24 protein-coding genes, 1 tRNA gene and 1 pseudogene are annotated in these 26,289 nt (G+C 66.4%); 19 read left to right on the plus strand and 7 right to left on the minus strand.

Annotated features, from left to right (window positions below):
- Nucleotides 1-28 precede the first annotated feature (28 nt).
- The 6 genes from lgt (at nucleotide 29) to ABH933_RS03330 (ending at nucleotide 5,925) form a co-directional block, all read left to right on the plus strand.
- The gene (gene lgt / locus ABH933_RS03305; RefSeq protein WP_429415031.1) at nucleotides 29-1,210 is read left to right on the plus strand and encodes a prolipoprotein diacylglyceryl transferase; all 1,182 of its coding nucleotides are present in this window, start codon (nucleotides 29-31) and stop codon (nucleotides 1,208-1,210) included.
- Between the two features lie 240 nt (nucleotides 1,211-1,450).
- The gene (locus ABH933_RS03310) at nucleotides 1,451-1,942 is read left to right on the plus strand and encodes a TM2 domain-containing protein (RefSeq protein WP_429415033.1); all 492 of its coding nucleotides are present in this window, start codon (nucleotides 1,451-1,453) and stop codon (nucleotides 1,940-1,942) included.
- A gap of 121 nt (nucleotides 1,943-2,063) precedes the next feature.
- Entirely contained in the window at nucleotides 2,064-2,822 is a 759-nt protein-coding gene (locus tag ABH933_RS03315) for a transporter substrate-binding domain-containing protein (RefSeq protein WP_429415036.1), read from the plus strand.
- Between the two features lie 15 nt (nucleotides 2,823-2,837).
- On the plus strand, nucleotides 2,838-3,506 hold the full coding sequence (locus tag ABH933_RS03320) for an amino acid ABC transporter permease (RefSeq protein ID WP_215919229.1): 669 nt from the start codon (nucleotides 2,838-2,840) through the stop codon (nucleotides 3,504-3,506).
- 81 nt (nucleotides 3,507-3,587) lie between these two features.
- A complete protein-coding gene (pyk, locus tag ABH933_RS03325) occupies nucleotides 3,588-5,009 on the plus strand; it encodes a pyruvate kinase (protein WP_429415040.1) in 1,422 nt (473 codons plus the stop codon).
- Nucleotide 5,010: 1 nt separating this feature from the next.
- On the plus strand, nucleotides 5,011-5,925 hold the full coding sequence (locus tag ABH933_RS03330) for an acyl-CoA thioesterase (protein ID WP_429415042.1): 915 nt from the start codon (nucleotides 5,011-5,013) through the stop codon (nucleotides 5,923-5,925).
- Nucleotides 5,926-6,048: 123 nt separating this feature from the next.
- On the opposite strand, the gene ABH933_RS03335 is transcribed toward ABH933_RS03330, so the two are convergent.
- The 4 genes from ABH933_RS03335 to ABH933_RS03350 all read right to left on the minus strand — a co-directional run bounded on the left by ABH933_RS03335 (nucleotide 6,049) and on the right by ABH933_RS03350 (nucleotide 8,179).
- Nucleotides 6,049-6,423 (minus strand): hypothetical protein, encoded by a 375-nt coding sequence (locus ABH933_RS03335; protein WP_429415045.1) that lies wholly within the window; start codon nucleotides 6,421-6,423, stop codon nucleotides 6,049-6,051.
- 193 nt (nucleotides 6,424-6,616) lie between these two features.
- Entirely contained in the window at nucleotides 6,617-7,264 is a 648-nt protein-coding gene (locus ABH933_RS03340) for a low molecular weight phosphatase family protein (protein ID WP_429415048.1), read from the minus strand.
- A 150-nt stretch (nucleotides 7,265-7,414) separates the two neighbouring features.
- A complete protein-coding gene (locus ABH933_RS03345) occupies nucleotides 7,415-7,927 on the minus strand; it encodes a phenylacetaldoxime dehydratase family protein (RefSeq protein WP_429415051.1) in 513 nt (170 codons plus the stop codon).
- A gap of 165 nt (nucleotides 7,928-8,092) precedes the next feature.
- Nucleotides 8,093-8,179 (minus strand) — tRNA-Leu (locus tag ABH933_RS03350).
- Between the two features lie 199 nt (nucleotides 8,180-8,378).
- On the opposite strand from ABH933_RS03350, the gene ABH933_RS03355 reads away from it, so the two are divergent.
- The 9 genes and pseudogenes from ABH933_RS03355 to ABH933_RS03395 all read left to right on the plus strand — a co-directional run bounded on the left by ABH933_RS03355 (nucleotide 8,379) and on the right by ABH933_RS03395 (nucleotide 18,959).
- Complete coding sequence (locus tag ABH933_RS03355) at nucleotides 8,379-8,996, plus strand: ANTAR domain-containing response regulator (protein ID WP_429415054.1); 618 nt, start codon at nucleotides 8,379-8,381, stop codon at nucleotides 8,994-8,996.
- A 227-nt stretch (nucleotides 8,997-9,223) separates the two neighbouring features.
- Nucleotides 9,224-10,420, plus strand: coding sequence for a branched-chain amino acid ABC transporter substrate-binding protein (locus ABH933_RS03360; protein WP_429415759.1), 1,197 nt, complete (start codon nucleotides 9,224-9,226; stop codon nucleotides 10,418-10,420).
- A 134-nt stretch (nucleotides 10,421-10,554) separates the two neighbouring features.
- The gene (locus ABH933_RS03365) at nucleotides 10,555-11,592 is read left to right on the plus strand and encodes a branched-chain amino acid ABC transporter permease (RefSeq protein ID WP_429415057.1); all 1,038 of its coding nucleotides are present in this window, start codon (nucleotides 10,555-10,557) and stop codon (nucleotides 11,590-11,592) included.
- A complete protein-coding gene (locus ABH933_RS03370; protein ID WP_429415060.1) occupies nucleotides 11,592-12,821 on the plus strand; it encodes a branched-chain amino acid ABC transporter permease in 1,230 nt (409 codons plus the stop codon). The genes ABH933_RS03365 and ABH933_RS03370 overlap by 1 nt, the downstream gene beginning before the upstream one ends.
- Nucleotides 12,818-13,762, plus strand: a pseudogene (locus ABH933_RS03375) (ABC transporter ATP-binding protein); the annotation flags it as partial. The gene ABH933_RS03370 and the pseudogene ABH933_RS03375, both read left to right, overlap by 4 nt.
- 249 nt (nucleotides 13,763-14,011) lie before the next feature.
- Nucleotides 14,012-14,707 carry an ABC transporter ATP-binding protein gene (locus ABH933_RS03380; RefSeq protein ID WP_245401359.1) on the plus strand — a complete coding sequence of 232 codons (696 nt, stop codon included), beginning with the start codon at nucleotides 14,012-14,014 and terminating at the stop codon, nucleotides 14,705-14,707.
- An 83-nt stretch (nucleotides 14,708-14,790) separates the two neighbouring features.
- Nucleotides 14,791-17,526, plus strand: a complete 2,736-nt coding sequence (gene polA, locus ABH933_RS03385) for a DNA polymerase I (protein ID WP_429415063.1) — start codon at nucleotides 14,791-14,793, stop codon at nucleotides 17,524-17,526.
- A gap of 350 nt (nucleotides 17,527-17,876) precedes the next feature.
- Entirely contained in the window at nucleotides 17,877-18,074 is a 198-nt protein-coding gene (locus ABH933_RS03390; RefSeq protein ID WP_429415066.1) for a DUF4351 domain-containing protein, read from the plus strand.
- A gap of 447 nt (nucleotides 18,075-18,521) precedes the next feature.
- Entirely contained in the window at nucleotides 18,522-18,959 is a 438-nt protein-coding gene (locus tag ABH933_RS03395; protein WP_429415069.1) for a 2-keto-3-deoxygluconate kinase, read from the plus strand.
- Nucleotides 18,960-19,046: 87 nt separating this feature from the next.
- Here ABH933_RS03395 and trxA read toward each other — a convergent pair whose 3' ends face one another.
- Nucleotides 19,047-19,415: a thioredoxin gene (gene trxA, locus ABH933_RS03400; protein ID WP_215919241.1), complete on the minus strand. Its 369-nt coding sequence runs from the start codon at nucleotides 19,413-19,415 to the stop codon at nucleotides 19,047-19,049.
- 312 nt (nucleotides 19,416-19,727) lie between these two features.
- Here trxA and ABH933_RS03405 point away from each other — a divergent pair, with 312 nt between their 5' ends.
- Nucleotides 19,728-21,665, plus strand: a complete 1,938-nt coding sequence (locus tag ABH933_RS03405) for an alkyl/aryl-sulfatase (RefSeq protein ID WP_429415072.1) — start codon at nucleotides 19,728-19,730, stop codon at nucleotides 21,663-21,665.
- 140 nt (nucleotides 21,666-21,805) lie between these two features.
- Nucleotides 21,806-22,885, plus strand: coding sequence for an isocitrate/isopropylmalate dehydrogenase family protein (locus tag ABH933_RS03410; protein ID WP_429415075.1), 1,080 nt, complete (start codon nucleotides 21,806-21,808; stop codon nucleotides 22,883-22,885).
- 428 nt (nucleotides 22,886-23,313) lie between these two features.
- Here the strand turns inward: ABH933_RS03410 and ABH933_RS03415 are convergent, their stop codons facing one another.
- Together ABH933_RS03415 and ABH933_RS03420 are read right to left on the minus strand one after the other, a co-directional pair.
- Nucleotides 23,314-24,006 (minus strand): response regulator transcription factor, encoded by a 693-nt coding sequence (locus ABH933_RS03415; RefSeq protein ID WP_429415078.1) that lies wholly within the window; start codon nucleotides 24,004-24,006, stop codon nucleotides 23,314-23,316.
- On the minus strand, nucleotides 24,003-25,259 hold the full coding sequence (locus ABH933_RS03420; protein ID WP_429415081.1) for a sensor histidine kinase: 1,257 nt from the start codon (nucleotides 25,257-25,259) through the stop codon (nucleotides 24,003-24,005). Before ABH933_RS03420 ends, ABH933_RS03415 begins: the two co-directional genes overlap by 4 nt.
- A gap of 230 nt (nucleotides 25,260-25,489) precedes the next feature.
- On the opposite strand from ABH933_RS03420, the gene ABH933_RS03425 reads away from it, so the two are divergent.
- Both ABH933_RS03425 and ABH933_RS03430 read left to right on the plus strand, forming a co-directional pair.
- Nucleotides 25,490-25,876, plus strand: coding sequence for a DUF6223 family protein (locus ABH933_RS03425; RefSeq protein WP_429415084.1), 387 nt, complete (start codon nucleotides 25,490-25,492; stop codon nucleotides 25,874-25,876).
- Nucleotides 25,877-25,918: 42 nt separating this feature from the next.
- Nucleotides 25,919-26,248, plus strand: coding sequence for a multicopper oxidase domain-containing protein (locus tag ABH933_RS03430; protein ID WP_429415087.1), 330 nt, complete (start codon nucleotides 25,919-25,921; stop codon nucleotides 26,246-26,248).
- Nucleotides 26,249-26,289 lie beyond the last annotated feature (41 nt).

Below are 26,289 nucleotides of genomic sequence, written 5' to 3' on the forward strand. Positions count from 1 at the left end.
TGTCACGGGACTCCGTTACGGTGGGCGCGTGACCTTCCAAGTCCTGGCCGACAGTGTCGTCTCGAACTCCGCCGCCGCGCACAGTGCCGTGCTGGCGTATATACCCAGCCCACCGCGGGGCGTGTGGTACCTGGGACCGCTGCCGCTGCGGGCGTACGCGGTCTGCATCATCATCGGCATCGTCGTCGCGATTTGGCTGGGGGAGCGGCGGTGGGAGCAGCGGGGCGGCAAACCGGGTGCGGTGCTGGACGTGGCGATGTTCGCGGTGCCGTTCGGGCTCGTCGGTGGGCGGCTCTACCACGTGGCCACCGACTGGTACCGGTATTTCGATCCGGGCAAGAATCCGTGGGACGCGCTGAAGGTCTGGGACGGCGGCCTGGGTATCTGGGGCGCGGTGCTGCTCGGCGGCATCGGCGCCTGGATCGGCTGCCGGGTGTACCGAATTCCGTTGCCCGCCTTCGGCGATGCGATTGCCCCCGGAATTCTGCTGGCGCAGGCCATCGGCCGGCTGGGCAACTACTTCAACCAGGAACTGTACGGCCGCGACACCACCAAGCCGTGGGGCCTCGAGGTCTACCTGCGCTTCGATCACAACGGGCAGCTGGACATGATGAACGGTGTGTCCACCGGCGTCGTGCAGCGGGTCGTGCAGCCCACGTTCCTGTACGAGCTGCTGTGGAATCTGCTGGGTGTAGCGGTGCTGCTCTGGATCGATCGGCGGTTCCGCATCGGGCACGGGCGGCTGTTCGCGCTGTACGTCGCGGTCTACACCTTCGGCCGATTCTGGGTGGAGCTGCTGCGCGACGACGACGCCACCCACATCTTCGGCGTCCGGATCAACTCGTTCACCTCGACGATCGTATTCGTCTGCGCCATCGCCTATTTCCTGCTCGCCACGAAGGGGCGCGAGGCCGCGCAGGCTCTGCAGCCCGGTGGTGACCGCCCCTGGCCGTGGCAGCTGTCCGCGCTGCGCACTCACGGCGCGAAATCGGCGCAGGGCAACGCCGAGGAGGCCGGGACGGATGCGGGCGAATCGGAGGAGAGCGAAGCGGTAGCCGAGGCCGAGGAGCCGGAATCGGCGGACGAGGAGGCAGGGCCCGGCCCCGAATCCACGCCGGGGCAGCCGGAATCGGCGCCCGATGCCGAATCCGCAACCGAGGAGACCGACGCGACCGACCACTCGGTCAGCCCCGGCAAGTCCTCGAAGTAGAATACGAAATCAACTGCGGCACAGCCGGACTCGACATCTCGGGTCCGGCTGTGGCACATTCTGCGGGGCGTCCCGCAATGAATGCAGTGCCGCAGGCGATTACAGATCAGCAACTCGTGGGGGCCTGGGGATGCGGCGGCGAAATCCGCCGAGTAGAAAGAGAACCGACGTTCGGGCCGCCCAACTGGGGCGGCGGGACGGGGAGTCCGGTCGCACGGTGACCGGGGGAACGAAAGGAACATGTCAGTGACCGACCCCTACCAGCAGCAGCCCGGGTACGGACCGCAGTACGGCGCGCCGGGCACCGGCCCCGGTATGGGTGGACAGGGAGCCTACGGCCAGCCGCAGGACGGCTTCGGGCAGCAGCCGAATCCCTACGGCCAGTCCGATCCCTACAACCAGCAGATCTACACCCAGGGCAACCCGTACAACGGCGCGACCCCGCCGATGTACGGCCAGCCCAACGTCGACCTGCAGGCCCCCTTCGGCCGCAACATGGCCGGTGAGCCGTATTCGGACAAGTCGAAGCTGACCGCGGGGCTGCTGGAGCTGTTCCTCGGTGGATTCGGCGCCGGGCGGTTCTACCTCGGGTACAACGGCATCGCCGTGGCCCAGCTGCTGGTCACCATCTTCACCTGCGGGCTGGGCGGCATCTGGCCGCTGATCGACGCGATCATGATCTTCACCGGCAATGTGCGTGACCCGTTCGGCCGCCCGCTGCAGGAAAGCTGAGCGGGAGTTTCGCGCAACTCGAGCGCAGTGCTCTGATCGCGTGCCTGCATGTCGTAGGCTGTTCCGGTTCTGTATGTCGTGTCCGGGACCGTACGTCCCGGACCGCTGGAGAGGTACCCCATTGCGCCGCAAGCTGTTCGCCGCCGTGTTCGCCATCGCCGCCGTCACCGGCCTCACCGCCGCCTGTGGCACCAGCAGTGACTCGAACACTCTGAAGGTCGGTACCGAGGGCACGTATTCCCCGTTCAGCTACCAGGGGAGCGACGGCAAGCTCACCGGCTACGACATCGAGGTTGCGCAGGCGGTGGGGAACAAGCTCGGCAAGAAGGTCGAATTCACCCAGACCCCCTGGGACTCGATCTTCGCGGGCCTCGAGTCCAAGCGGTTCGACCTGATCGCCAACCAGGTGACGATCAATCCGGACCGGCAGGCCAAGTACGCGCTGTCCCAGCCGTACACCACCTCCGAGGGCGAAATCCTGACCCGCGCGGACGACCACTCGATCAACAACCTGTCCGATCTGCGCGGCAAGACCTGCGCCCAGTCCTCCACCAGCAACTGGAGCAAGGTGGCCTCGGACGCGGGCTGCAAGATCGAGGCAGTGGAGGGCTTCGTGCAGGAGGTGCAGTTGCTCAAGCAGGGCCGCGTGGACGCCATGGTGAACGACAGCCTCGCGGTCGGTCAGTACATCAAGCAGACCGGCGACACCTCGGTGCGGGTCGCGGGCCAGACTGGTGACACCAGCAAGCAGGCCTTCGCCGCCCGCAAGGACGAGGGCAAGCTCGTCGGCCAGATCAACACCGCGCTGGACCAGTTGCGCGCGGACGGCACCCTGGCCACGATCTCGAAGAAGTACTTCGGCACCGACGTCAGCAAATAGGCCGGTAATCGATCCATGGACTCCTCCACCTGGGAGCTGATCCGCCACAACCTCGAGCCGATGCTCACCGCGACGGTCACCAAGACGTTGCCCCTGACGGCGATCAGCTTCTGCATCGGCCTGGTCATCGCGCTGTTCGTGGCGCTGGCGCGGATGTCGAAGGTGTGGCCGGTGGCCGCGGTGGCCCGGTTCTACATCTCGATCATCCGCGGCACTCCGCTGCTGGTGCAGCTGTTCATCGTGTTCTACGCGCTGCCCGAGCTGAACATCGTGATCAACCCGTTCCCGGCCGCGGTGATCGCCTTCAGTCTTAATGTCGGCGGTTATGCGGCCGAGGTGGTGCGCGCGGCGATTCTGTCCGTGCAGCAGGGGCAGTGGGAGGCAGCGGAGGCGCTGGGCCTGTCGTATTCACAGACGCTGCGCTCGATCATCCTGCCGCAGGCCGCGCGGATCGCGGTGCCGCCGCTGTCGAATACGCTCATTTCGCTGGTGAAGGACACCTCGCTGGCGTCCACGATCCTGGTAACCGAACTGTTGCGGGTGGCCCAGTTGGCGGCCGCGCCGACGTTCGATTTCTTTGCGCTCTACGGCGTGGCGGCCATTTACTACTGGGTAATTTGTTTGGTGCTCGGATTTGCGCAAACCCGCCTGGAAACCCGGCTGGCGAGGCACGTCGCGCGATGACGCAGATCATAGGTCGGACCTATTGATAGCGAAGGGTATGCCCGGTAAGCGAAGCCTTCGCGGCAGGGCTAGGCTCGAGCCGTGATGCGACGGACAAAAATTGTGTGCACCCTCGGGCCGGCAACGGCCTCGGAGAGCCGGATCCGCGAACTTGTCGACAGCGGCATGGACGTGGCCCGGCTGAATTTCAGCCACGGCGAACACGCCGATCATGCTGCCAACTATCAGAAGGTTCGCAAGGCCGCCGACCAAGCCAGTCGTTCCGTGGCCATCCTGGCGGACCTGCAGGGACCCAAGATCCGGCTGGGCCGGTTCATCGACGGCAAGACCGTGTGGGCGACGGGGGAGGAGGTGACCATCACCGTCGACGACGTGGAGGGCACCCACGACCGCGTCTCCACCACCTACAAGGAGCTGGCCAAGGACGCCAAGGCCGGTGACCGGCTGCTCGTCGACGACGGCAAGGTCGGCCTGACCGTGCTGCGCGTCGAGGGCAACGACGTGGTCTGCAAGGTGACCGAGGGCGGCCCGGTCTCGAACAACAAGGGCGTCTCGCTGCCCGGCATGGACGTGTCGGTGCCCGCGCTGTCCGACAAGGACATCGAGGACCTGGAATTCGCCCTGGAACTGGGCGTGGACTTCATCGCGCTGTCGTTCGTGCGGTCCCCGGCGGACGTGGAGCTCGTGCACGACGTGATGGACCGGGTCGGACGCCGGGTGCCGGTGGTGGCCAAGCTGGAGAAGCCCGAGGCCATCGACAACCTCGAGGCGATCGTGCTGGCCTTCGACGCGGTCATGGTGGCGCGCGGCGATCTGGGCGTGGAGCTCCCGCTCGAGCAGGTGCCGCTGGCGCAGAAGCGCGCCATCCAGATGGCGCGGGAGAATGCCAAGCCGGTGATCGTGGCGACCCAGATGCTGGAGTCGATGATCACCAACTCCCGGCCCACCCGCGCCGAGGCCTCCGATGTCGCCAACGCGGTGCTCGACGGCGCCGACGCGGTGATGCTCTCGGGCGAGACCTCGGTCGGTGAGTACCCGATCGAGACGGTGCAGACCATGGCCCGCATCGTGCACGCCGTGGAGTCCGAAACCTCCACGCGCGTACCGCCGTTGACGCACGTGCCGCGGACCAAGCGCGGTGTCATCTCCTACGCCGCGCGCGATATCGGCGAGCGGCTCAACGCGAAGGCGCTGGTGGCGTTCACCCAGTCCGGCGATACGGTGCGCCGCCTGGCCCGCCTGCACACCCCGCTGCCGCTGCTGGCGTTCACCCCGCTGCCGGAGGTGCGCAGCCAGCTCGCGCTGAGCTGGGGCGTGGAGACCTTCATCGTGCCGACGGTGCGCACCACGGATGAGATGATCGGTCAGGTGGACAAGGAACTGCTGTCTCTGAACCGGTATGCCAAGGGCGATCTGGTCGTCATCGTGGCCGGTTCCCCACCTGGCACCATCGGCTCGACCAACCTCATTCACGTACACAGGATCGGCGAGGAGGACCACTGAGTTGAGTTCGTCACTGGGCGAATCGGTGTCGACGGAACACGGCGATCTGGAGGTGCTGCTCCGGCTCCTCGATCTGGAGCAGACCGGCGAGGACACCTTCCTGGGCCAGCACCCGGAGAAGGTGTGGAGCCGCACCTTCGGCGGGCAACTTGTCGCTCAGGCGATCATGGCCGCCGGGCGTACGGTGTCCACCGATCCGGCGAAACCGGAGCGCCCGGTGCACGCAGTCAACGCGCATTTCGTGCGCGGTGGTGATGTGAAGAAGCCGATCGAGTATCGGGTGGAACGCCACCGGGACGGGCGTGCCTTCGCCAATCGGACCGTCACGGCCTATCAGGACGATCAGGAGCTGTTCGTCATGCTGGCGTCCTTCCAGGACTCCGGCAAGGGGCTCGAGCATGCCGCCCCGCGGCCGCAGGTCCCCGATCCGGACGGGCTGCCGCGGGTCGAGGAGTCCTTCGAGGGACTCGAGGACCGGCTGCAGATGTTCGTGAATGCGCCGCACCCGATCGATATGCGCTATACCAACGACCCGGCGTGGATCCTCAAGGGAACCGGGGAGACCCTCAACCACAACCGGGTGTGGATGAGGGCCGATGGCACGCTGCCCGACGATCCGCTGGTTCACGTTGCGACGCTGGGATATTCATCGGACACCACGGTGCTGGACTCGATCATCACCACGCACGGGCTGTCGTGGGGGCTCGACCGCATCGTCGCGGCGACGGTGAACCATTCGATCTGGTTCCACCGCCCGTTCCGGTTCGACGAGTGGGCGCTGTATGCGACCCAGTCGCCGGTCGCCGCGGGGCAGCGCGGCCTGGCGATGGGGCACTTCTATTCGCGCGCAGGGGAATTGCTGGCCACGGTCGTCCAGGAGGGCGTCATCCGCCACTTCCCCGCTCGAAGCAAATGATCTTTGTCGCAGCGGGACAAGTGATTTCGTAAGGACATGGGTAACTCACCGGGGACGGGCCCACCGTTAGTAGGCCGTCAACCGTCGGCCCGATGAGCAAGTCTCGTCGCAAGCAGCGGCACGCTAAAGTCGCGGGGAGGCGGGCGGGCGGTTCTCTTCGAGGTCGAAGCTCTCGCGATGCAGGGTGTGGATCTCGTAGGGCACCGCGTCCTCGGTAGAAATGCGCAGCATCAGCCGGCGTTCCAGCTGGGCCAGGTTCGCCTCGGTGAGCAGTTTCGCGTCGCCGACCAGGCTCAGTGCGATCTCGTAGGTGCGGCGCTCGCCGGCGGCGGCGCCCGGATGGTCCAGGTGCCATTGGTTTTCGAGCACCAGATGGTCCGGCTGATCGGGATCGACCGGTAGCGTGAAGCGCCACGCGAACAGATCGCGGTCTGCCACGTGGTCGTCCACCACCTCGCGCACGTCCGTTACGACGCGTTCGAGCGTTTCGGGTGTCACATAAACATGGAGTGAAACATCCGAAATTCGTTTCGGCATGTCTGAGTCCTGTTCTTGTGTCGAACCTTTGGCGGCGGTGCGATACGGGGAAAGCACGGTTCCATTCGCCGGGGAGTGTAGTCGCTCTCCGGCGTAAATGGGGAGGACACTTCCGTATACCCCCTCTATGCGGCGTACACACCCGCCGAATTTGTCAGGCGTGACGGCCGATTCGAGCGGAATTCGGCGACGGCGCCGGACCGGGCCGCGGCGCCGGACCCTGCGCGCGTCCACCTGGCAATACCACCAGCCGCGGGCGCTCAGTCGGGGCCGTGGACCGGCCGGCGTGCGGGTGCAGCGCCAGCAGCAGCGGAACCAGGGCCTCGGCGATGCGGTCGCCGGTCTCGCAGTATTTCGCCGCGGGCAGCCCCACCGGATCGGCGATGTTCTCCCGGCCCACCATCGTGAGATCGTTGCGGGCGGCATCGATGCCGGCGACGGTGCGCGCACCGGTGACCTTCGCGATGCGATACGCCTGCAGCAGGGTGAAGGTGCGGGCGGCGGCCTCGGGCACCAGGTCGGCGACTTCGTCGCGGATCTGCTCGGCCATGGCCAGGATCAGGTCGGCGTTCGCGATCATCTCGGGCTTCAGCCGTCGTGCGCGGAAATTGCGCGCATCCGCACCGAGTCCCGTGATCGTCTGTGCCGCAAGTGGTTCCACACCGAATCCGACCAGGGCCCGCGTGCCCGCGCTCTCGGCGGTCAATTCGCCGAATCCGTATTCGGCCGCCAGCGCGTGCGTGAGACGTTCGGCGATCACCGAGCGGCACACGTTGCCGTTGCAGACGAACAGGACGTGCATGGCACGTACGGTAGGCGGCGACGGACCCGGGGAGAAGGTCTCGGTGACCGAGATCTATCGGCACGGTCATAAGTTCATGTCCGGGTCGCGGGTCACCCACGCGGTGTTTTCCGGCCGGTTGCCGAGTGTAAAGATCGCCGGCGATTGTTTTTATCCGGAACTTTCCGGGTAATAGGTATTTTCGCCGACGACCGGATCGATCTTCGGATCCTCCTGTTCGACCCGGCCGCGCGTGGAGAACAGCCGCCCGCGCATCGCGACGGTCGGCGCCACCCGGGCCAGGCCGGTCGGGGTGGTCATATCGTCGTACATGGTGTCGATGCCGCCGCGCAGGAAATACGCCTCGTGCCAGAATCCGGTACCGCCGGAATCGCGCAGGAACTGCTGCCACCATTCCCGGTGCGGATCGGAGCGGGTCCAGCGTTCGAGGCTGTCCAGATCGCGCCAGTACTGCCGCGCGCCCCAGTGCGGCGGAATCAGCGACCAGATGATGTCCTCGTGCAGCAGCAGCCCGTCGGGGCGATCGCGATGCGAGCGGATGAGCTTGGGCCCGAGCCCGAGTAGCCGGAGTATGCCGCGCGGCTTCCGCACCCGCATGCCGAGGTAGATGACGACCAGGTCCGGATAGTCGGACAGATCGGCGGTGAGCCGTTGAACTCGCACGGGCGACCTCCATTCGAGCCGGGGTCGTGTTTTCACACTACGCGGATCTATGCACCCCGTCACCGAACGGTTCGATCGGCGATGATCATGGTGGTCCGCTACCGGGGTTACGAGCGAGAACACGTGGCGGTTCACTTCGCCTCGTGAAGATTTCGTGAAGATTCTTGGTGCCGACTGTGGGACTCGAACCCACACGTCCGTTAGGACAACGGTTTTTGAGACCGCCGCGTCTGCCTGTTCCGCCAAGTCGGCGCACCGGGTGCAAATGATAGCGGGTAAGAGGGCCGGTCACCCAATCGGTGTGACGCTGCCCGGTTCGCCCTGGGTAGGTGGGTTCTGGGCGTAGTTGAACGGTACTCTTTAGGGCACTCGGATGCGTGGCGGTCCGTCGAGGGCGGCGGCGGACGGTAAACATCGGGTGTCGGCATCGGAAACCACGAGGGGTCTGTCTATGGGAACGTCAACAGGGGGCGCGAAGAAGGATGGGGCTGCCGCCAAGCGGGTGGTCGTGGCCGAGGACGAGGCCCTCATCCGGATGGACCTGGTGGAGATGCTCTCCGAGGAGGGCTATCAGGTGGTGGGCGAGGCGGGCGACGGCCAGCAGGCGGTCGATCTGGCCACGGAGTTGCGTCCCGATCTGGTGATCATGGACGTCAAGATGCCGCGTCGCGACGGGATCGACGCCGCGGCGGAGATCGCATCGAAACGCGTTGCACCGGTTGTGATTCTGACCGCATTCAGTCAGCGCGATCTGGTCGAGCGGGCGCGTGACGCGGGTGCGATGGCCTATCTGGTCAAGCCGTTCACCAAATCGGATCTGGTGCCGGCGATCGAGCTGGCCGCGAGCCGGTTCCACGAAATCAGCGCGCTCGAGAACGAGGTCGCGAATCTGACGGACCGACTGGAGACGCGCAAGCTCGTCGAGCGCGCCAAGGGTGTGCTGATGCAGACGCAGGGGCTTTCCGAGCCGCAGGCCTTCAAATGGATTCAGCGCACCGCGATGGATCGCCGCACGACGATGAAGGCGGTTGCGGAGGTCGTGCTGGAGAATCTCACGCCCAAGCCATAGTCGCTGCGGATTAGCTGCTGTGTTAACGCGGTTGAAACAATATTTGGGATCTAAGTAACACAAATGGTCCGAATGTGATGCGGAGCTAACGTCACCCCGCTAAGTTCTGAGCTTGGCCGACATGGTCGGCCCCCTCGGTGAACCCGAGGGATCGCTGGACATAGAGGTGTATCTTGCTTGGTTCACTCACCCGGGGCTCCACGCGCAGTCGCGTGGCCCGTGGCGCATTGGTGATCGGGGCCGCAGCCGTCCTGGCCGTGGCTGGATGCAGCAGCAAGTCGACGACGACCAACTCCGGCGGCAGCAGCGCTGCCGGCGGCGCACAGTCGATCAAGGCGCTGGTGCAGATCGACCAACAGGGCAAGGCGGTGTCGCAGACGGGCGCCGCCACTGCCGCCGATCCCGCCGGTGACGGCAAGGCCACCTGCGCGCCGACCACGGCGATCGCGATGGCCGGCGCCCTCACCGGTGCGAATGCGGCCCTGGGCATCAATATCGACGACGGCGCGAAGCTGGCGGTGCAGCAGCACAACAAGGCCAATCCGGGCTGCCAGGTGGTGCTGAAGAACTTCGACACCGAGGGCGACCCGCAGAAGGCCACCCAGGTGGTCCCGACGGTGATCAGCGATCAGTCGATCGTTGGCCTGATCGGCCCGGCGTTCTCCGGTGAGACCAAGGCGACCGGCCAGGTGCTCAGCGATGCCGGTCTGCCGGCGCTGACCTCCTCGGCCACCAACGCCTCCCTGACCAAGAACGGCTGGAAGACCTTCTTCCGCGGCCTGGCCAACGACGACGTGCAGGGGCCCTCGGTGGCTCACTACATGACCGGCACCGGCGGGTTCAAGAAGATCTGCGTGGTGCAGGACGACTCCGACTACGGCGTGGGCCTGGCCAAGTCGGTGACCGCGGCCCTCGGCTCGGCCAACGACACCTCGTGCTCGGCCAATGTGAAGACCGGTGACAAGGACTTCTCCGCCACGGTGTCCAAGCTGTCGGCCGCCAAGCCGGACGCGATCTTCTACTCCGGCTACTACGCCGAGGCGGCCCCGCTCGTCGAGCAGCTGCGCTCGGGCGGCGTGACCGCGACCTTCGTCTCCGACGACGGCACCAACGACCCGCAGTTCACCAAGCAGGCCGGTGATTCCAGCAAGGATGCGCTGCTGTCCTGCCCCTGCGGCCCGGCGCCGGATACCTTCGCCACCAACTACAACGCCCTCAACGGCCAGGCTCCGGGCGTGTACTCGGTCGAGGCCTACGACCTGACCACGATCCTGCTCAAGGCTATCGACGCGGGCAAGGTGACGCGTGCGGACGTGCTGAACTACGTGCGCAGCTACGACAGCCAGGGTCTGGCCCGTCACTACAAGTGGGACGCCACGGGTGAGCTGTCGAACGCCACGATCTGGATGTACCAGGTCAAGTAGGCGCCAGCCGTATCGGCAACAGCGTGCACCGGGCCGGGGGAACCCCCCTCCCGGTGCACGCCCCTTCCGTCACCACGGAGGGGGCACATCGGAACTCCCGTTGCACGCTGTTACCACGATGACGAGAGTTTGGAATGTCTGTAACCGCTTTGGCTGATCCCGTGCTACTGGCCTCGGGAACTATCGATTTCAACATTTCCGGGGTGTTCGACCAGTTCTGGCAGCTCACGGTCGACGGCTTGAGCTACGGCGCGATCTACGCGCTGGTGGCCGTCGGCTACACCCTGGTGTACGGCGTATTGAGGCTGATCAATTTCGCCCATTCGGAAATATTCATGCTGGGCATGTTCGGCCAGTATGTGGGCCTGGAGCTTGTGGGCTTCACCGCCAGCGGCAATACCTATGCCGAGGGCACCATCATGACCATCGTCTACATCCTGGTGGCGATGATCATCGGCATGCTGGTATCCGGCGGCGCCGCGGTGGGCCTCGAGCGGGTGGCCTATCGGCCGCTGCGCAAACGCGGCGCCCGGCCGCTGATCTTCCTGATCACCGCGATCGGCATGTCGTTCGTGCTGCAGGAGTTCGTGCACTACGTGCTGCCGAAGATCGTGCACGGTCTCGGCGGCACCAATCCGCAGCAGCCCATCAAGCTGGTGCAGCCCAAAGAGGTGTTCTCGCTCTTCGGTGCTTCGGTGACCAACGTGGCAATCGTGATCGTGCTGGCGGCGATCGCGCTGGCCGCGGTCACCGAGATCATGATCAACCGCACCAAGTTCGGCCGCGCCATCCGGGCGGTCGCGCAGGATCCCGATACCGCGACGCTGATGGGCGTCTCGCGCGAGCGCGTCATCATGCTGACCTTCCTCATCGGCGGCCTGCTCGCCGGTGCGGCCGCGACGCTGTACACGCTGAAGGTGCCCCAGGGCATCGTCTTCAACGGCGGATTCATCCTGGGCGTCAAGGCATTCAGCGCCGCGGTGCTCGGTGGCATCGGCAACCTGCGCGGCGCGCTGCTGGGCGGCCTGATCCTGGGCCTGGCCGAGGACTACGGCCAGATTCTGTTCGGCACCCAGTGGCGCGACGTGGTCGCGTTCGTGGTGCTGGTGGCGGTGCTGATGTTCCGTCCGACCGGCATCCTGGGTGAGAGTCTCGGGAAGGCGCGTGTGTGATGAGTGAGGCGACCAAGGTGCCGGTGGCACCGACTCCGCCCGATCAGCCGCGCGGCGTCGGCGACGCGGTCCGCGGCTGGTGGGGCGGGCTGTCCCGGCCACAGCAGTGGGCCTTCGGCGTTCCGGCGGTGATCGTGCTGGGGCTGATCGCGCTGTACCCGCCGCCGATCATCAATACCCCGGGCACCAGCTTCGGCGGCGTGATGGCGCAGTTCGCCATGTACGCGCTGATCGCGATCGGCCTGAACGTCGTGGTCGGCCAGACCGGCCTGCTGGATCTGGGTTATGTCGGCTTCTACGCCGTCGGCGCGTACACCGTCGGCATCCTGACCAGCCCGAACAGTCCGTTCCACTCGAACGGCGGCTTCTTCGACACGAAGTGGGCGTGGCTGGCCTGTGTGCCGCTGGCGATCATCATCACCGCGCTCTCGGGCCTGGTGCTGGGCACCCCGACACTGCGGTTGCGCGGTGACTATCTCGCGATCGTGACGCTCGGATTCGGTGAGATCGTGCGGCTGCTCGCGGACAACCTCGGCGGGGTCACCAACGGCAGCCTCGGGCTGTCGGCGATCTCGTATCCGCATCTGGGTGAGTCCAAGACCCATCCGGGCGGCTACTTCTCCTCGGGCAACCTCGGCTCGCACAGCTCGAATCCGCTGGACCGGGCCAACTCCGGGGTGTGGTGGTTCTGGATCGGCATGCTGCTGGTGGTTGTGGTCCTGATGCTGGTCGGCAACCTGGAGCGCAGCCGCGTCGGCCGCGCGTGGGTGGCGATCCGCGAGGACGAGGACGCCGCCGAGATCATGGGCGTGCCCACGTTCAAGTTCAAGCTGTGGGCGTTCACCATCGGTGCGGCCGTCGGCGGCCTGTCGGGCGCGCTGTACGCCGGTCAGGTGCAGTTCATCAACCCGACCGGGTTCAACGTCATCAACTCGATGCTGTTCCTGTGCGCGGTGGTGCTGGGCGGTCAGGGCAACAAGCTCGGCGTGATCGTGGGTGCGTTCCTGATCGTCTACCTGCCCAACCGGTTCATGTCGGTGAACGTGGGCGGGCAGTCGTTGGGTGACTTCAAGTATCTGTTCTTCGGTCTCTCGCTGGTGGTGGTGATGATCTTCCGTCCGCAGGGGCTGTTCCCCGCGCGGCAGAAGTTGCTCGCCTACGCCCGCCAGGTGTATCGAGCGGTGCGGCGACCCGGTGCGGCCGTCGAGGCGACGGGAGCGAACGCATGACGACTCCTGGAGGCGCACTGTTCGACAACGAGGACATGGCGGGCGGCTACGCGCAGGAACCCGAGGTCGAATCCGCGGGCGTGCTCGACGTCGACGCCGTCATGCCGGAGCTGGCCGATGCCGACACCGTCGCGGAGGTCGTTGCCGCACACCGGGATATCGAGACCGAGGTCGGTGCGCCGCTGTTGAGCACCGACGGGCTGACGATGAAGTTCGGCGGTCTGACCGCACTGGATTCGGTGAGTTTCGAGATCCGCCGCGGCGAGATCCTGGGACTCATCGGCCCCAACGGCGCGGGCAAGACCACCTGCTTCAACGCCATCACGGGCGTGTATCGCCCCACCTCCGGCACGGTGTTCTTCGACGGCAAGCCGTTGACGAAGACCAAGCGGAACCAGATCACCCGCCTGGGCATCGCCCGGACCTTCCAGAACATCCGGTTGTTCGGGGAGATGACGGCGCTGGAGAACGTGGTGGTGGGCACCGACGCCCGGCACCACACCTCGATTCCGGGTGCGGTGTTCCGCAGCCCGCGGCATCGGCGCGAGGAGCGCGATGCCATCGAGCGCGGGATGGCGCTGCTGGAATTCGTCGGCATCGCGCCGCGTGCGGTGGAGAAGGCGCGCAACCTGTCCTACGGCGATCAGCGCCGGCTGGAGATCGCCCGCGCGCTGGCGACCGAGCCGAAACTGCTCTGCCTGGACGAGCCCGCGGCCGGATTCAACCCGAGCGAGAAATCGGCGCTCATGGATCTGATCCGCAAGATCCGCGACGACGGGTTCACCGTGTTGCTGATCGAGCACGACATGCGGCTGGTCATGGGCGTCACGGATCGGATCGTGGTGCTGGAGTTCGGACGCAAGATCGCCGACGGACTGCCGCAGCAGATTCGCGAGGATCCGGCCGTCATCGCGGCGTATCTGGGTGTGCCGGACCAGGAGTCCGGGGCCGAGGCCGCCGCCGCGGTGCCGGAGCCCGAACCGTCGGTGTTCGTGAATCCGGCCGCGGCGGCCGAAACGGCGGTCATACCGGCGGTCCCCGATCCGGAGGCTACGCCCGACGTTGCCTTCCGCAAGCCCGAGCCGGTCCCCGCCGCGCCCGCGGCAACGGGCTCGGATCCGGTGTCCGCGAGCGCGCTGACGACCGGCGGCTCGGGCACGGGTTCCGAACCGCTGCTCGTGGTCGAGGACATGGTTGTCAACTACGGCAGAATCCAGGCGCTGCACGGCATCTCGCTGCAGGTGTCGCAGGGCGAGCTGGTGACCCTGCTGGGCGCCAACGGTGCGGGCAAGACCACCACCATGCGCGCGCTGTCGGGCCTGCTGCCGCTGAGCCGCGGACGGATCACGTTCGGGGGCAAGGACGTCACCCGCATGCGGGCGCACGAACGGGTGGTCGAGGGCCTGATCCAGGCGCCCGAGGGTCGCGGTGTGTTTCCGGGCATGACCGTGCAGGAGAACCTCGATATGGGGTGCCACGCACGGCCTTTCAAGCAGAAGTCGGAGTACAACACCACCGTCGACTGGGTCTTCGAGCTGTTCCCGCGGCTGGCCGAGCGGCGTAAACAGGTGGGCGGCACCATGTCCGGCGGCGAGCAGCAGATGCTGGCGATCGGGCGTGCCCTGATGGCCCGGCCCAAGCTGCTGCTGCTCGACGAGCCGTCGATGGGCTTGGCGCCGATGGTGATCCAGCAGATCTTCCGGATCATCAGCGAGATCAATGCCCAGGGCACCACGGTGCTGCTCGTGGAGCAGAACGCCCAGCAGGCGCTCACGCGCAGCCATCGCGCCTACATCCTGGAGACCGGTGAGGTCACCAAGACCGGCGGCGGTAGGCAGCTGCTGACCGATCCGGCGGTCAAGTCGGCCTACCTGGGCGTGGCGTAGGCACCGGCCGGGATGACGGGGATTTCTCGTCATCCCGGCAGGTCCGGCAACGCTTGTCGGTGGGGGTCCCTAGACTCTGTGCCGTGACTTCAGCCACCAGCGATCAGCGTCCCAGCACCGTGCCCGCCCCCGATTCGGGAGCGCAGCCGACCCTGTTGTTGCTGGACGGGCATTCGCTGGCCTATCGCGCGTTCTACGCGCTGCCCGCGGAGAACTTCAAGACCGTCACCGGGCAGACCACCAATGCGGTCTACGGCTTCACCGCCATGCTGATCAACCTGCTGCGCGATGAGAAGCCCACGCATGTCGCCGCGGCGTTCGATGTCAGCCGCAAGACCTTTCGCACCGAGGCGTTCCCGGAATACAAGGCCAACCGCGCCACCACGCCGGACGAGTTCCGCGGCCAGGTGGAGATCACCCAGGAGGTGCTGGGCGCGCTGGGCATCCCGGTCATGGCGATCGACGGCTACGAGGCCGACGATGTGATCGCCACGCTCACCACCCAGGCGGTGCCGCAGGGCTTCCGTGTGCTCATCGTCACCGGCGACAGGGATTCGCTGCAGCTGGTGAACGGCGATGTCACCGTGCTGTATCCGCGCAAGGGCGTCTCGGATCTGACCAGGTTCACCCCCGAGGCGGTCGAGGAGAAGTACGGCCTGACTCCCGCCCAGTACCCGGATTTCGCGGCCCTGCGCGGCGACCCGAGCGACAATCTGCCCGGCATCCCGGGCGTGGGGGAGAAGACCGCGGCCAAGTGGGTGCGCGAGTATGGCGATCTGGCCACCCTGGTCGACCGCGTCGACCAGGTGAAGGGCAAGGTCGGTGATGCGTTGCGCGCCAACCTGTCCAGCGTCGTGCTCAACCGGCAGCTCACCGAGATGGTCAAGGACGTTCCGCTGCCCTACACACCCGATCAGCTGGCCCAGCAGCCGTGGGACCGGGACAAGATCCACCGGCTGTTCGACGATCTGGAATTCCGGGTGCTGCGCGACCGGCTGTTCGACACCCTGGCCGCGCCGGAGCCCGAGGCCGAGGGCGGCTTCGAGATCAGCGGCGGCGCGGTCGAGTCCGGCGGGGTCGCGGCCTGGCTGGCCGAGCACGGGAAGACCGGTCTGCGCCACGGCATTTCGGTGGTCGGCACCGGCACCCCGGTGAATGGCGACGTGAAGGCGATCGCGATCGCCGCCGCCGATGGTGAGGGCGGGTATTTCGATGTCGTCGGCCTCACCCCGGAGGACGAGAAGGCCCTGGGCGACTGGCTGGCCGACGCGGCGGTGCCGAAGGCCGTGCACGAGGCGAAGGCCGCCTTGCATGCGCTGCGCGGGCGTGGCTGGCGCCTGAGTGGGCTGTCCAGCGACACCGCGCTGGCCGCTTATCTCGTGCGCCCCGGGCAGCGCACCTTCAATCTTGACGATCTGTCGCTGCGCTATCTCTCGCGCGAGTTGCGCGTGGAATCCGATGAGCAGCCGCAGCTGTCCCTGCTGGACGAGGAGGGTCAGGTCGATGCGGAGCTGGCCCAGGGTGAGATGCTGCGCGCCCGGGCGGTGGCGGATCTTGCCGACGCCTTCGACGAGGAACTGCGGGGCATCGAGTCCACCGGTCTGCTCACGGATATGGAGCTGCCGCTGCTGGGCGTGCTGGCCGAGCTCGAGGAGGCCGGGATCGCGGTCGATGTCGCCGAGCTCGAGCAGCTGCAGTCCGAATTCGCCGACCGCGTGGCCGATGCCGCGAGCGCGGCCTACGGGGTGATCGGCAAGCAGATCAACCTCGGCTCCCCGAAGCAGTTGCAGGTGGTGCTGTTCGAGGAGCTCGAGATGCCCAAGACCAAGCGCACCAAGACCGGCTACACCACCGATGCCGACGCGCTCGAGTCGCTGTTCGAGAAGACCCAGCATCCGTTCCTCGAGCATCTGCTCGCGCATCGCGACGCGACCAGGTTGAAGGTCACGGTCGACGGCCTGCTGAAGTCGGTCGCCGACGACGGCCGCATCCACACCACCTTCAACCAGACCATCGCCGCCACCGGCCGCCTGTCCTCGACGGAGCCGAATCTGCAGAACATCCCGATCCGCGCCGACACCGGACGCCGCATTCGCGACACTTTTGTCGTCGGGCCGGGCTTCGAATCCCTGATGACCGCCGATTACAGCCAGATCGAGATGCGCATCATGGCGCACCTGTCCAAGGACGCCGGGTTGATCGAGGCGTTCAACTCCGGCGAGGATCTGCACAGCTTCGTCGCCTCCAAGGCGTTCGACATCCCGATCGCCGAGGTCACTCCGGAGATGCGCCGCCGCATCAAGGCGATGTCCTACGGCCTGGCGTACGGGCTGTCCGCCTACGGCCTGTCCCAGCAGCTGAAGATCAGCGCCGAGGAGGCCAAGGCGCAGATGGAGGTCTACTTCAACAGGTTCGGCGCCATCCGCGACTATCTGTTCGACGCGGTGGATCAGGCCCGCAAGGTCGGCTACACCGAGACCCTGTTCGGCCGCCGCCGCTACCTGCCCGACCTGGATTCCAGCAACCGCCAGCGCCGCGAGGCCGCCGAGCGCATGGCCCTGAACGCCCCGATCCAGGGCACCGCCGCCGACATCATCAAGGTCGCGATGATCAACGTGCAGCGCGCCATCCACGAGGCCGGACTGACTTCGCGCACCCTCCTGCAGATCCACGACGAACTGGTCTTCGAGGTAGCCCCGGGCGAGCGCGCCCAACTGGAATCCCTTGCCCGCGAACACATGTCCAAGGCCATCGAACTGTCGGTCCCCCTGGAGGTCTCGGTAGGCGTCGGCCGCAGCTGGGACTCCGCCGCCCACTGAGGCGCCGCCCTCGGCGGTGCCTGTCAGGTTCGCCGAGGGCGGGGAGTAGAGACCACCCAGGCGTACCGCTGGCCGCTTGCGGGTCCTTCTCCCGCCGTAGTCCGCTTCCATGCCGATCAGGACTCGCAAAGTGAGACTCCAAAGACGATGTGCCACAGTCTTACAATTCGGTGCAGGGCATGAAAGATTAAGCTGCACAAGCAGTTTGGGCAATCTATGGCATTAATGTGTACGGTGGGCGGCATGGTCCGGGACCCGTCGAATCCGCACGACATGTTCTTCCGTAATATGCTCGGCCGTCCGAAGGATGCGGCGTCGGAGATTCGGGCCCGGAGGCCAAGGAGGTCATTGTGACTACCGCCGAAATGCTCGAAGCGCGTGGTGAAGCGCGGGGTGAAGCGTCGATGCTGCTGAAGATGTTGGCTCAGCGGTTCGGTCCGCTGTCCGAGGCTGTCGAGCAGAAGGTGCGTGCAGCGACGATCGAGAGGCTTGACGTGTGGGTCGGTCGGGTGTTGACCGGGAGCAGTGTGGACGAGGTGCTGGCCTGATCGACCGGATTCTGGGAGGTTGCTTGGGGGTTGCGGGCGGCTCAGGTTGGGGTCTGTGCCTGCCGGGGGCTGGTCGCTCGAATCGGTTGCCGGACGTGTCGTCGGGTGTTGGTTCGCCGTTTACGGACGTTTGTGACGAAGTTACCCATCGGTTCCGGGCGATTGTGGTTGCTATCTGCGGATTCGGTCCATATCCTCATAGCCGTGCCGAATTCCGCCGCTAGCCACAGCGCTACACACAACGTCGCCGACCGCGACCGTGTGGTGCTCATGCCGCTTACCGCGATGGTGGCCGCCGGTCGACTTCTCGTAGTTCTCCGCCGTAGCGGGGTCTGATTCGGACCGGCCCCTCGCTGCGGCCGATGAACTTCATTCTTTACTGCGCTGGTCCCGTCAATTCGGACACGTTGTCACCCCTGACACGACAAGGCATCGGGAAGACCTGCCATGACACTCACAATCGACACACATGCCTTCATCACCGCCGCTCCCCGCGCCATGCGCGCCGAGAGCACCGGCCTGACCCCCGCCGAGTTCTACGATCGGTACTGCGATCACGCGGGACCGATCACGCTCGGCGAATGGACCCCGGCGGGTAGCCGCCGCGAGTCCGCCACCTACACCGCAACCCTCGAATTCGGTGATCGGCTGCGCACCGTCGTGGCGGCCGGCAGCCCGGTCGCCGCGCTGACCTCGGCCCTCTACGACGAGGGCTACCCGGTCGAGATCCTGCAGTTCCATCAGCGGCAAACTGCCTCGGGCATAGCCACTTTCGTGCAGTGCGATTTCCACGGCCGCCGCGGCTGGGGCGCCGCCCTCGCGGGTGACGGCGCGGAATCCACTGTCCGGGCGATGCTTTCGAGCATCAACTCGTTTGCGGGCTGAACTACCGAACGGTCACTGACACGAGATCGCCCCCGCCGCAAGCGAATGCGGCGGGGGCGATCCGAGTCGATCCGTTGGGACGGGTCGTTACGCCTGCTCGCCCTGCTCGGCGAGCTGCTTGCGCACGTCGTCCATGTCCAGGGCCTTCACCTGAGTCACCAGATCCTCGAGGGCGGCCGGGGGCAGCGCGCCCGGCTGTGCGAACACCAGCACGCCCTCGCGGAAGGCCATGATGGTCGGGATCGAGCGGATGTTGGCCGCGGCGGCCAGGCCCTGCTGGGCCTCGGTGTCTACCTTGCCGTGCACGACGTCGGGGTGCTCGTTCGAGGACTTCTCGAACGTCGGGCCGAACTGCTTACACGGTCCGCACCACTCGGCCCAGAAATCGACGAGCACGACATCGTTTCCGGTGACTACCTCGTCGAAGTTCTGCTCGGTCAGTGTCTGGGTGGCCATTGGTGTCCTCTCCTGTCGTTGGCGTGCTGTGTAACGCCGGACGCCGCGGATATCTTCCACGCGTATTGGTCGGCATGTCCAGGTCAGTGGGCATGTGAGCGTCATCGCAGCGGGGTGCCGCGGTGGCGCGTCGACCGCACCGTCCAGCCGGAACGACGGTCGCAGTAGTGGGTAATACCCACCACGGTAGCCGGGGAATCACGGTGTTCGCGATATGCCGGGAGTTCGCTACAGTCACCGTGTAGGGGTTCGACGCCTGAGTGTGGGTTGGTTGCGGCCGAGTTGTTCCGCGCCCAACAGAAAGGTGTTGTCATGCCCCAGACAGAGTCCTCGGATCCGGCGCCGGCCGCCAAGCCGGCCACCGACGCCACCCGCGCGGCGCAGTTGGACTTCATCGCCGGGTTGCCACTCGACGATCGTCGTGATCTGGACGATTCGGTCCGCGGCTTCGTCGGCACGCTCGATCCGCCGGTGATCACCTTCCCGGACGGCAGCCCCCTGATGGACCTCGACGGCCACGCATTCGTCACCGACACCGACGCGCCCGACACGGTGAATCCGAGCCTGTGGCGGCACGCGTTGGTGAACAAGCCGCACGGGCTGTTCCGGGTGATGGACGGTGTCTATCAGCTTCGCGGCCTCGACATCTCCAATATGACGATCATCGAAGGCGACACCGGGCTGATCGTCATCGATCCGCTGACCTACATCGAAACCGCCAAGGCCGGGATGGACTTGTACTTCCGGCACCGCCCGGCCCGTCCGGTCCGGGCGGTGATCTACACCCACAGCCACGCCGACCACTACGGCGGCGTCAAGGGAGTCGTCGACGAGGCCGACGTGCTGGCCGGACGGGTCGTGGTGATCGCGCCCGAGGGCTTCCTGAAGGAGGCTGTCGCCGAGAACGTCTACGCCGGCAACGCCATGTCCCGGCGCGCGATCTACATGTACGGGATGGTGCTGGCCCGCGGGCCCCGTGGGCAGATCAATGCCGGCCTGGGCAACGGGCTCCCACACGGTGGCACCTCCTCGCTCATCGCGCCGACCGACACCGTGACCGACACCGGCGAGAAGCGCACCGTCGACGGGGTCGACATGGTGTTTCAGATGGCGCCGGGCACCGAGGCGCCGTCCGAATTCCTGATCCATTTCCCCGGTAGGCGGCTGCTGTGCTCGGCAGAGGACGCCACCCACACCATGCACAACCTCTACACGCTGCGCGGTGCCCAGGTCCGCGACGCGGCGACCTGGTGGAAGGTCCTCGACGAGGCGATCGAGATGTTCGGCGCCGACACCGACGTCGTGATCGCCCAGCACCAGTGGCCCCGCTGGGGCGCCCCGGACGTCGTCGCGTTCCTGGAACAGCAGCGCGACCTGTACAAATACCTGCACGATCAGTCGCTGCGGCTGGCCAATCAGGGCTACACCATGTCCGAGATCGCCGAACGAATCGAACTGCCGCCCGGGTTGGCCGGGCAATGGCACTGCCGCGGCTACTACGGTTCTGCCCGGCACAACAGCAAGGCCGTCTACCAGCGGTACCTCGGCTGGTACGACAGCCATCCCGCGCACCTCGACCCGCTTCCCCCCGAGCGGTCTGCCCCGAAATACGTCGAGTACATGGGCGGCGCCGACGCGGTGCTGAAGCGGGCCCGCACCGCCTACGAGTCCGGTGAATACCGTTGGGTCGCAGAGGTTCTCACCCACGTGGTGTTCGCCGATCCCGGCAACGCCGACGCCCGCACGCTGCAGGCCGACGCGCTCGAACAGCTGGGCTATCAGACGGAGAACGGTCCCTGGCGAAATGAATATCTCATGGGCGCAACGGAATTGCGTCACGGCGTGCGAGACCTGGGGACCATTCAACTGGCCGGACCCGACGTGCTCGACGCCATGACCCTCGAGATGCTGCTGGACTACCTCGGCATCCGCCTCGACGGTCCCGCCGCCTGGCATCGCACCGGCCGCTTCAACTGGTTCTTCGCCGAAATCGACGGCACCACCGAACAATTCGCTGTCCGGCTCAGCAACGCCACCCTCGTGTACACCGCGGGCAAGCTCCTACCCGATCCCGACGCCGCCGTGCACTGGAAACGTAGCGCCTTCCAGAACGTCATCGTCGGCGCGAGCACGCTCGATCGGGAGATCGCCGCCGGAAGCGTGCGCGTCGAGGGCGATCGCGCCGCCCTCACCGGCCTGTTCGAGCTGCTCGACACGTTCCCGTTCTGGTTCCCCATTGTCACCCCGTGACCCGTCGGTTGCCGGCCCGGCGCCGCGGTCGGCCCGCTGACCTGCGGTTAGCATGGGGTGGTGCGCAGTGGATACTCATCGGTTGCCCGACGAACCGAGCGGGCCGTGGCCCCACGGCGGATCAGCCAGGCCGGTGAGCGGTGACCGCGCGCACCGTACGGTTGGGGCTGATCGAGGGCGACGGCATCGGGCCCGAGGTGGTGCGGGCTGCCCGGGACGTGGCCGACGAGGCGATGGCGGTGGTCGAGGCCCCGGCGATCGAATGGCTGCCGCTGCCGATGGGGCAGCGTGCGATCGCCGAATGCGGTGACCCGCTACCGATCTCGACCCTGAAGATGCTCGAGACCCTCGAGGGCTGGATCCTCGGCCCGCACGACAACGTCTCCTATGCGCCCGAACACCGCACCGGCGCCCCGCCCGGCGGTGCGATCCGCAAGCGGTTCGGCCTGTACGCCAACATCCGCCCTGTGCGGGCGTTCGCGGGGGTGCGCGCCACGACTCCGGGGATGGACCTGGTGATCGTGCGGGAGAACAGCGAGGGCTTCTACGCCGACCGCAACATGGTCGCCGGTTCCGGCGAGTTCCAGCCCACGCCGGACGTGGCGATGTCCGTAGGAGTGTTCAGCCGGGCCGCCACCGAACGGATCGCGCACGAGGCATGCCGCCTGGCCCGCTCGCGCCGCGGCCTGCTGACCATCGTGCACAAGGCGAATGTGCTGCCGATGACGATGGGCCTGTTTCGCGATGTCTGCTACGAGGTGGCCGCGCGGTATCCGGGCCTGATCGTCGATGACGAGCACGTCGATGCCACGGCCGCTCATCTGGTCCGCGCGCCCGCCGACTACGACGTGCTCGTCACCGAGAACCTGTTCGGCGACATCCTGTCCGACCTGGCCGCCGAGCTCGGCGGCTCACTGGGCATCGCCGCCTCGCTGAACTGCTCGACGGACCGGGCGATGGCACAGGCGGTGCACGGCGCCGCGCCGACGCTCGCCGGGCGTAACCGCGCGAATCCCGCTGCGCTGCAACTGTCCACGGCGATGTTGTTGCGCTGGCTGGGCTCGCGCCGCGACGACGCCGGGCTCACCCGCGCGGCCGAGCGCATCGAGCGGGCGGTCGCGGCCACATTCGAGGCCGGTATAGCAACCGTGGATCTGGGCGGATTGGCCTCTACCAGCGAATTCGCCGAGCAGGTGCGCGCCCGGCTACATCGGTGGTGACCTCTGGTGCCACCTCGCTGGGGCGTCCACCGCCCCGAATCCGAGATGTCTGACTCGATGCTCACCGATTCGGATGCCAACGCAGACCTGATTTCGTACGAATATGGGTAACTCCATGTACTCGCATCGAGCCAGCTTGCGATTGGTGCCGTTGTCAAGAGCGTACAGCGTTGGGTGTGGTTGTTACACTTGACATCTGACCTGCGAATACGTTCAAGGCCCGCCCCGTTCCTGCTGTGAAATCGCTTACTGGCGTTGGCGTGTATGAGCGTCGTTGGTTGACGTCAGACATTAAATGGCGGGATTAATCACCAGCGGCGATGGTGGGCAGCAACGACCCGGAGATGCCGTGATCGGGCGGAGTGGATCCGCATCCAACTCCTGGTGGGCGGGCACTGCCGTTGCTGAGGGCGAGTAGTCCGTTGCCCCTACGGGGTGACAAGTCCTGTGCGGTAAGCGATGACGACCAGCTGCGCGCGGTCGCGGGCACCGAGTTTGACCATGGCGCGACTGACGTGGGTGCGGGCGGTAGCCGGGCTGAGGAAGAGTTCGGCACCGATCTCGTCGTTGCTCATCCCTTGCCCGACCAACGACAGGACCTGACGTTCGCGTTCGGTGAGGACCGCGAGCCGCTGTTCACCGGCCTTGTTCGCCGCCTGACGCACGGTGAACTGGGCGATGAGGCGGCGCGTGATGCGCGGTGCGACCAGGGCGTCACCCGCGGCGACCACACGAATCCCGTGCAGAAGTTCGGCGGGGCCGCAGTCCTTGAGCAGGAAACCGCTGGCACCGGCTTGCAGACCTTCGAAGACGTAGGCATCGGTATCGTAGGTGGTCAGGATCACGATCCGGACGTCGCGCAGCCCGGTCGTGGCGGCGATCTGCCGGGTGGCCTCGATGCCGTCCATCTTGGGCATGCGGACGTCCATGAGTACGACATCCGGGCGCAGCGCACGAGCCTTCTGTACGGCTTCGCCGCCGGTGGCGGCTTCCCCTACCACTGTGATGTCGTCCTCGGTATCCAACAGCAACCGGAACCCGGACCGAACCAACTGCTCGTCATCGACGAGCAGGACCTCGATCGGAACAGCGCCGTTCGATGCGCCTGCCACGCTGTTCATACGCTCGCCATTCCGGTCGGAGTCCAAGGCAACCGAGCGGTGACCGCGAAGCCGCCGCTCGCCAGTGGGCCAACGTGTAGGTGCCCGCCCAGAAGCTCACAACGCTCGCGCATCCCAAGGATGCCGCGGCCATGTGAGCCCATGCCGGTGATCCCGCCGTCCGCCCCGCCGCCATCCGTATGGTGAACTGCTCCAACGGTTTTCGAACCCGGCTGCCGACCCCTGTCGGCCACTCGCACCTCCACCGCGTCGGCGCAGTAGTTCACTGCGATCGTGACATGGGTCGGTCCGACGTGCCGAATCACATTGGTGATCGATTCCTGCACGATTCGATACACAGCATTGCCCACGGCACTGGGTACCGGTGCGGTCGGGACGATGGTTTCGAGGTCGACATCGAGCCCGGCCTCTCGCGCCATGGCAGTGAGGTCCTCGAGCTGCGCGAGACCCTCGGGCGGGACACGGTCGTCGTTGTCCTCGCGCAGAACTCCGAGAATGGCCCGCATCTCCGACAGTGCCCGAGAGCTGGTCTGCTCGATGGCCTTCAGGGTCTGGCCTGCTCGTTCCGGTCGCTTGTCGAGCACGTGCGCGGTGACCCCGGCCTGGACGTTGATGATGGCGATGGCGTGCGCCACTGTGTCGTGGACTTCGCGGGCGATCCTGAGCCGTTCGGCGTCGACCCGGGCGCGGGCCTCGTCCTCACGCGTTCGTTCCGCGAGCTCGGCGCGCTCGAGCGCCTGTGCCGCAATGAATTTCCGCGAGCGGACACTCTCACCGAGGGTGGCACTCATGACCGACACACCGATGCGGAAGTAGACCCAGCCAATGGCGGCCCGGGGTTCGATATCGGCGGCGGAGATCAGCCACACCGCGGTCAGGACGACGATCCCTACACCCGCCACCTTCAGCGAGCGATACCCGTCGCCGTGGGCGGTGAGGGTGTAGAGAGCCACGAACAGGCCCAGCCATCCGGGCCCGTCAGGGAAGTCGAGAATGTAGTAGATCACGCTGGCCAACGCGGTCACCGCGAACACCGCGACCGGCCAGCGGCGACGTACGACGACGACCACGCCTGAGGCGATCAGCAGAACGTAGCCGAGATATCCAAGCTCGGACAGCGGGCGCAACACGGCTTCGGGTGTCCCGCTGTTACGCACGAGGGTTCCCTGGACCTGCATGACAGTGATGAACGCCGCCAACAGCACGTCTTGCACCCACACAGGTATGCGGAACAACGTGATGCGATCCGGCATGGTGCGATCATAGGATCTGCCCTGACGATAGACCTGCGGTCAGCTGCGTGAGCTTGTACGTCCAGGAGCGCGAATCCAGGCGAGCCGTCTACGCCGAACGTCGTATCGGGCACCGCCCGTCGACGGATGCCGCCCCGGTTGTGGAACGAGACGATTCTTGCGAGTCCATTGCACGACGGAGACCTCGGTGATCCGACCCGGTAGCCGTTGTTCGACCGAAAGGATCCGCTATGTCAGTCCCTCACCTGTTGGCCGACGCAGCAGTCGCGGTCAAGTCGGCCGTCGGCTACGGCATGACTTCCGGGCGACTCGAGGCCAGTATCACCGCGCTGGTCGGGCTGGCCGGCATCCTCACCGGCGGGCTGGCGCTACGCGTGAGCGGCCGGAACCGACTCAGCAGACGCACGCCCATCGCGGCTCTGCTGGCGGGACTGATCAGCATGGTCCTCGGAGTGGTGCTGTCGGCTACCGCCAAGGGAGGGCCCGGCACTGGCAACGGGATAGTCGGGGCCTGGCTCGCCGTCGTGTTCGGGCTGATCAGCATGCTCCTGGGCGGGCTGGCCCTGGCCCGCTCCCGCCGAACCAGTCATGGTGCCGGATCCATGCCTATGTCATGACAGCGGCCCGGACATCGGGCGGCACACGGTGCAGCGTTCGACATGAGCAACGCCACATCGGTTTTCGATCTGACCAGAGGCCGCCGCTATCGGTTGCGGTGGCGCAACACGACCGATGACATCCACCCGATCCACCTGCACCGCAACACCTTCGAGATCACCCACATCGCCGGGACCCCGACCGCGGGGCTGCGCAAGGACGTGGTGATGCTGGGCGGCTATCAGGAGATGACGATCGATGTCCTGGCCGAGCAGGCGGCATCGTCGGACGCGCGTTCAACAACTCGCGGATCTGCGGCTCGACCGCGTCCACGATCGACCGGCGGCCGATCCGAGGCCACCGCCGGTCGATCGTGCGGGTGGACGAGGTGAAGCGCACACATACGCGGGCAAAGCCGACTATCGCTGGGCCA

Origin of the sequence: Nocardia sp. GP40, from assembly GCF_050434125.1 — a bacterium.
Classification (GTDB): Bacteria; Actinomycetota; Actinomycetes; order Mycobacteriales; family Mycobacteriaceae; genus Nocardia; species Nocardia albiluteola.

Excerpts from the sequence above, each read along its gene's own strand:
- ABH933_RS03395 (WP_429415069.1), top strand. The coding sequence starts at position 18,522 with ATGACACTCACAATCGACACACATGCCTTCATCACCGCCGCTCCCCGC.
- ABH933_RS03405 (WP_429415072.1), top strand. The coding sequence starts at position 19,728 with ATGCCCCAGACAGAGTCCTCGGATCCGGCGCCGGCCGCCAAGCCGGCC.
- ABH933_RS03370 (WP_429415060.1), top strand. The coding sequence starts at position 11,592 with ATGAGTGAGGCGACCAAGGTGCCGGTGGCACCGACTCCGCCCGATCAG.
- ABH933_RS03420 (WP_429415081.1), bottom strand. The coding sequence starts at position 25,259 with ATGCCGGATCGCATCACGTTGTTCCGCATACCTGTGTGGGTGCAAGAC.
- trxA (WP_215919241.1), bottom strand. The coding sequence starts at position 19,415 with ATGGCCACCCAGACACTGACCGAGCAGAACTTCGACGAGGTAGTCACC.
- ABH933_RS03415 (WP_429415078.1), bottom strand. The coding sequence starts at position 24,006 with ATGAACAGCGTGGCAGGCGCATCGAACGGCGCTGTTCCGATCGAGGTC.
- ABH933_RS03310 (WP_429415033.1), top strand. The coding sequence starts at position 1,451 with ATGTCAGTGACCGACCCCTACCAGCAGCAGCCCGGGTACGGACCGCAG.
- ABH933_RS03355 (WP_429415054.1), top strand. The coding sequence starts at position 8,379 with ATGGGAACGTCAACAGGGGGCGCGAAGAAGGATGGGGCTGCCGCCAAG.
- ABH933_RS03320 (WP_215919229.1), top strand. The coding sequence starts at position 2,838 with ATGGACTCCTCCACCTGGGAGCTGATCCGCCACAACCTCGAGCCGATG.
- ABH933_RS03425 (WP_429415084.1), top strand. The coding sequence starts at position 25,490 with ATGTCAGTCCCTCACCTGTTGGCCGACGCAGCAGTCGCGGTCAAGTCG.
- ABH933_RS03430 (WP_429415087.1), top strand. The coding sequence starts at position 25,919 with ATGAGCAACGCCACATCGGTTTTCGATCTGACCAGAGGCCGCCGCTAT.
- ABH933_RS03380 (WP_245401359.1), top strand. The coding sequence starts at position 14,012 with ATGGTTGTCAACTACGGCAGAATCCAGGCGCTGCACGGCATCTCGCTG.
- ABH933_RS03365 (WP_429415057.1), top strand. The coding sequence starts at position 10,555 with ATGTCTGTAACCGCTTTGGCTGATCCCGTGCTACTGGCCTCGGGAACT.
- ABH933_RS03340 (WP_429415048.1), bottom strand. The coding sequence starts at position 7,264 with ATGCACGTCCTGTTCGTCTGCAACGGCAACGTGTGCCGCTCGGTGATC.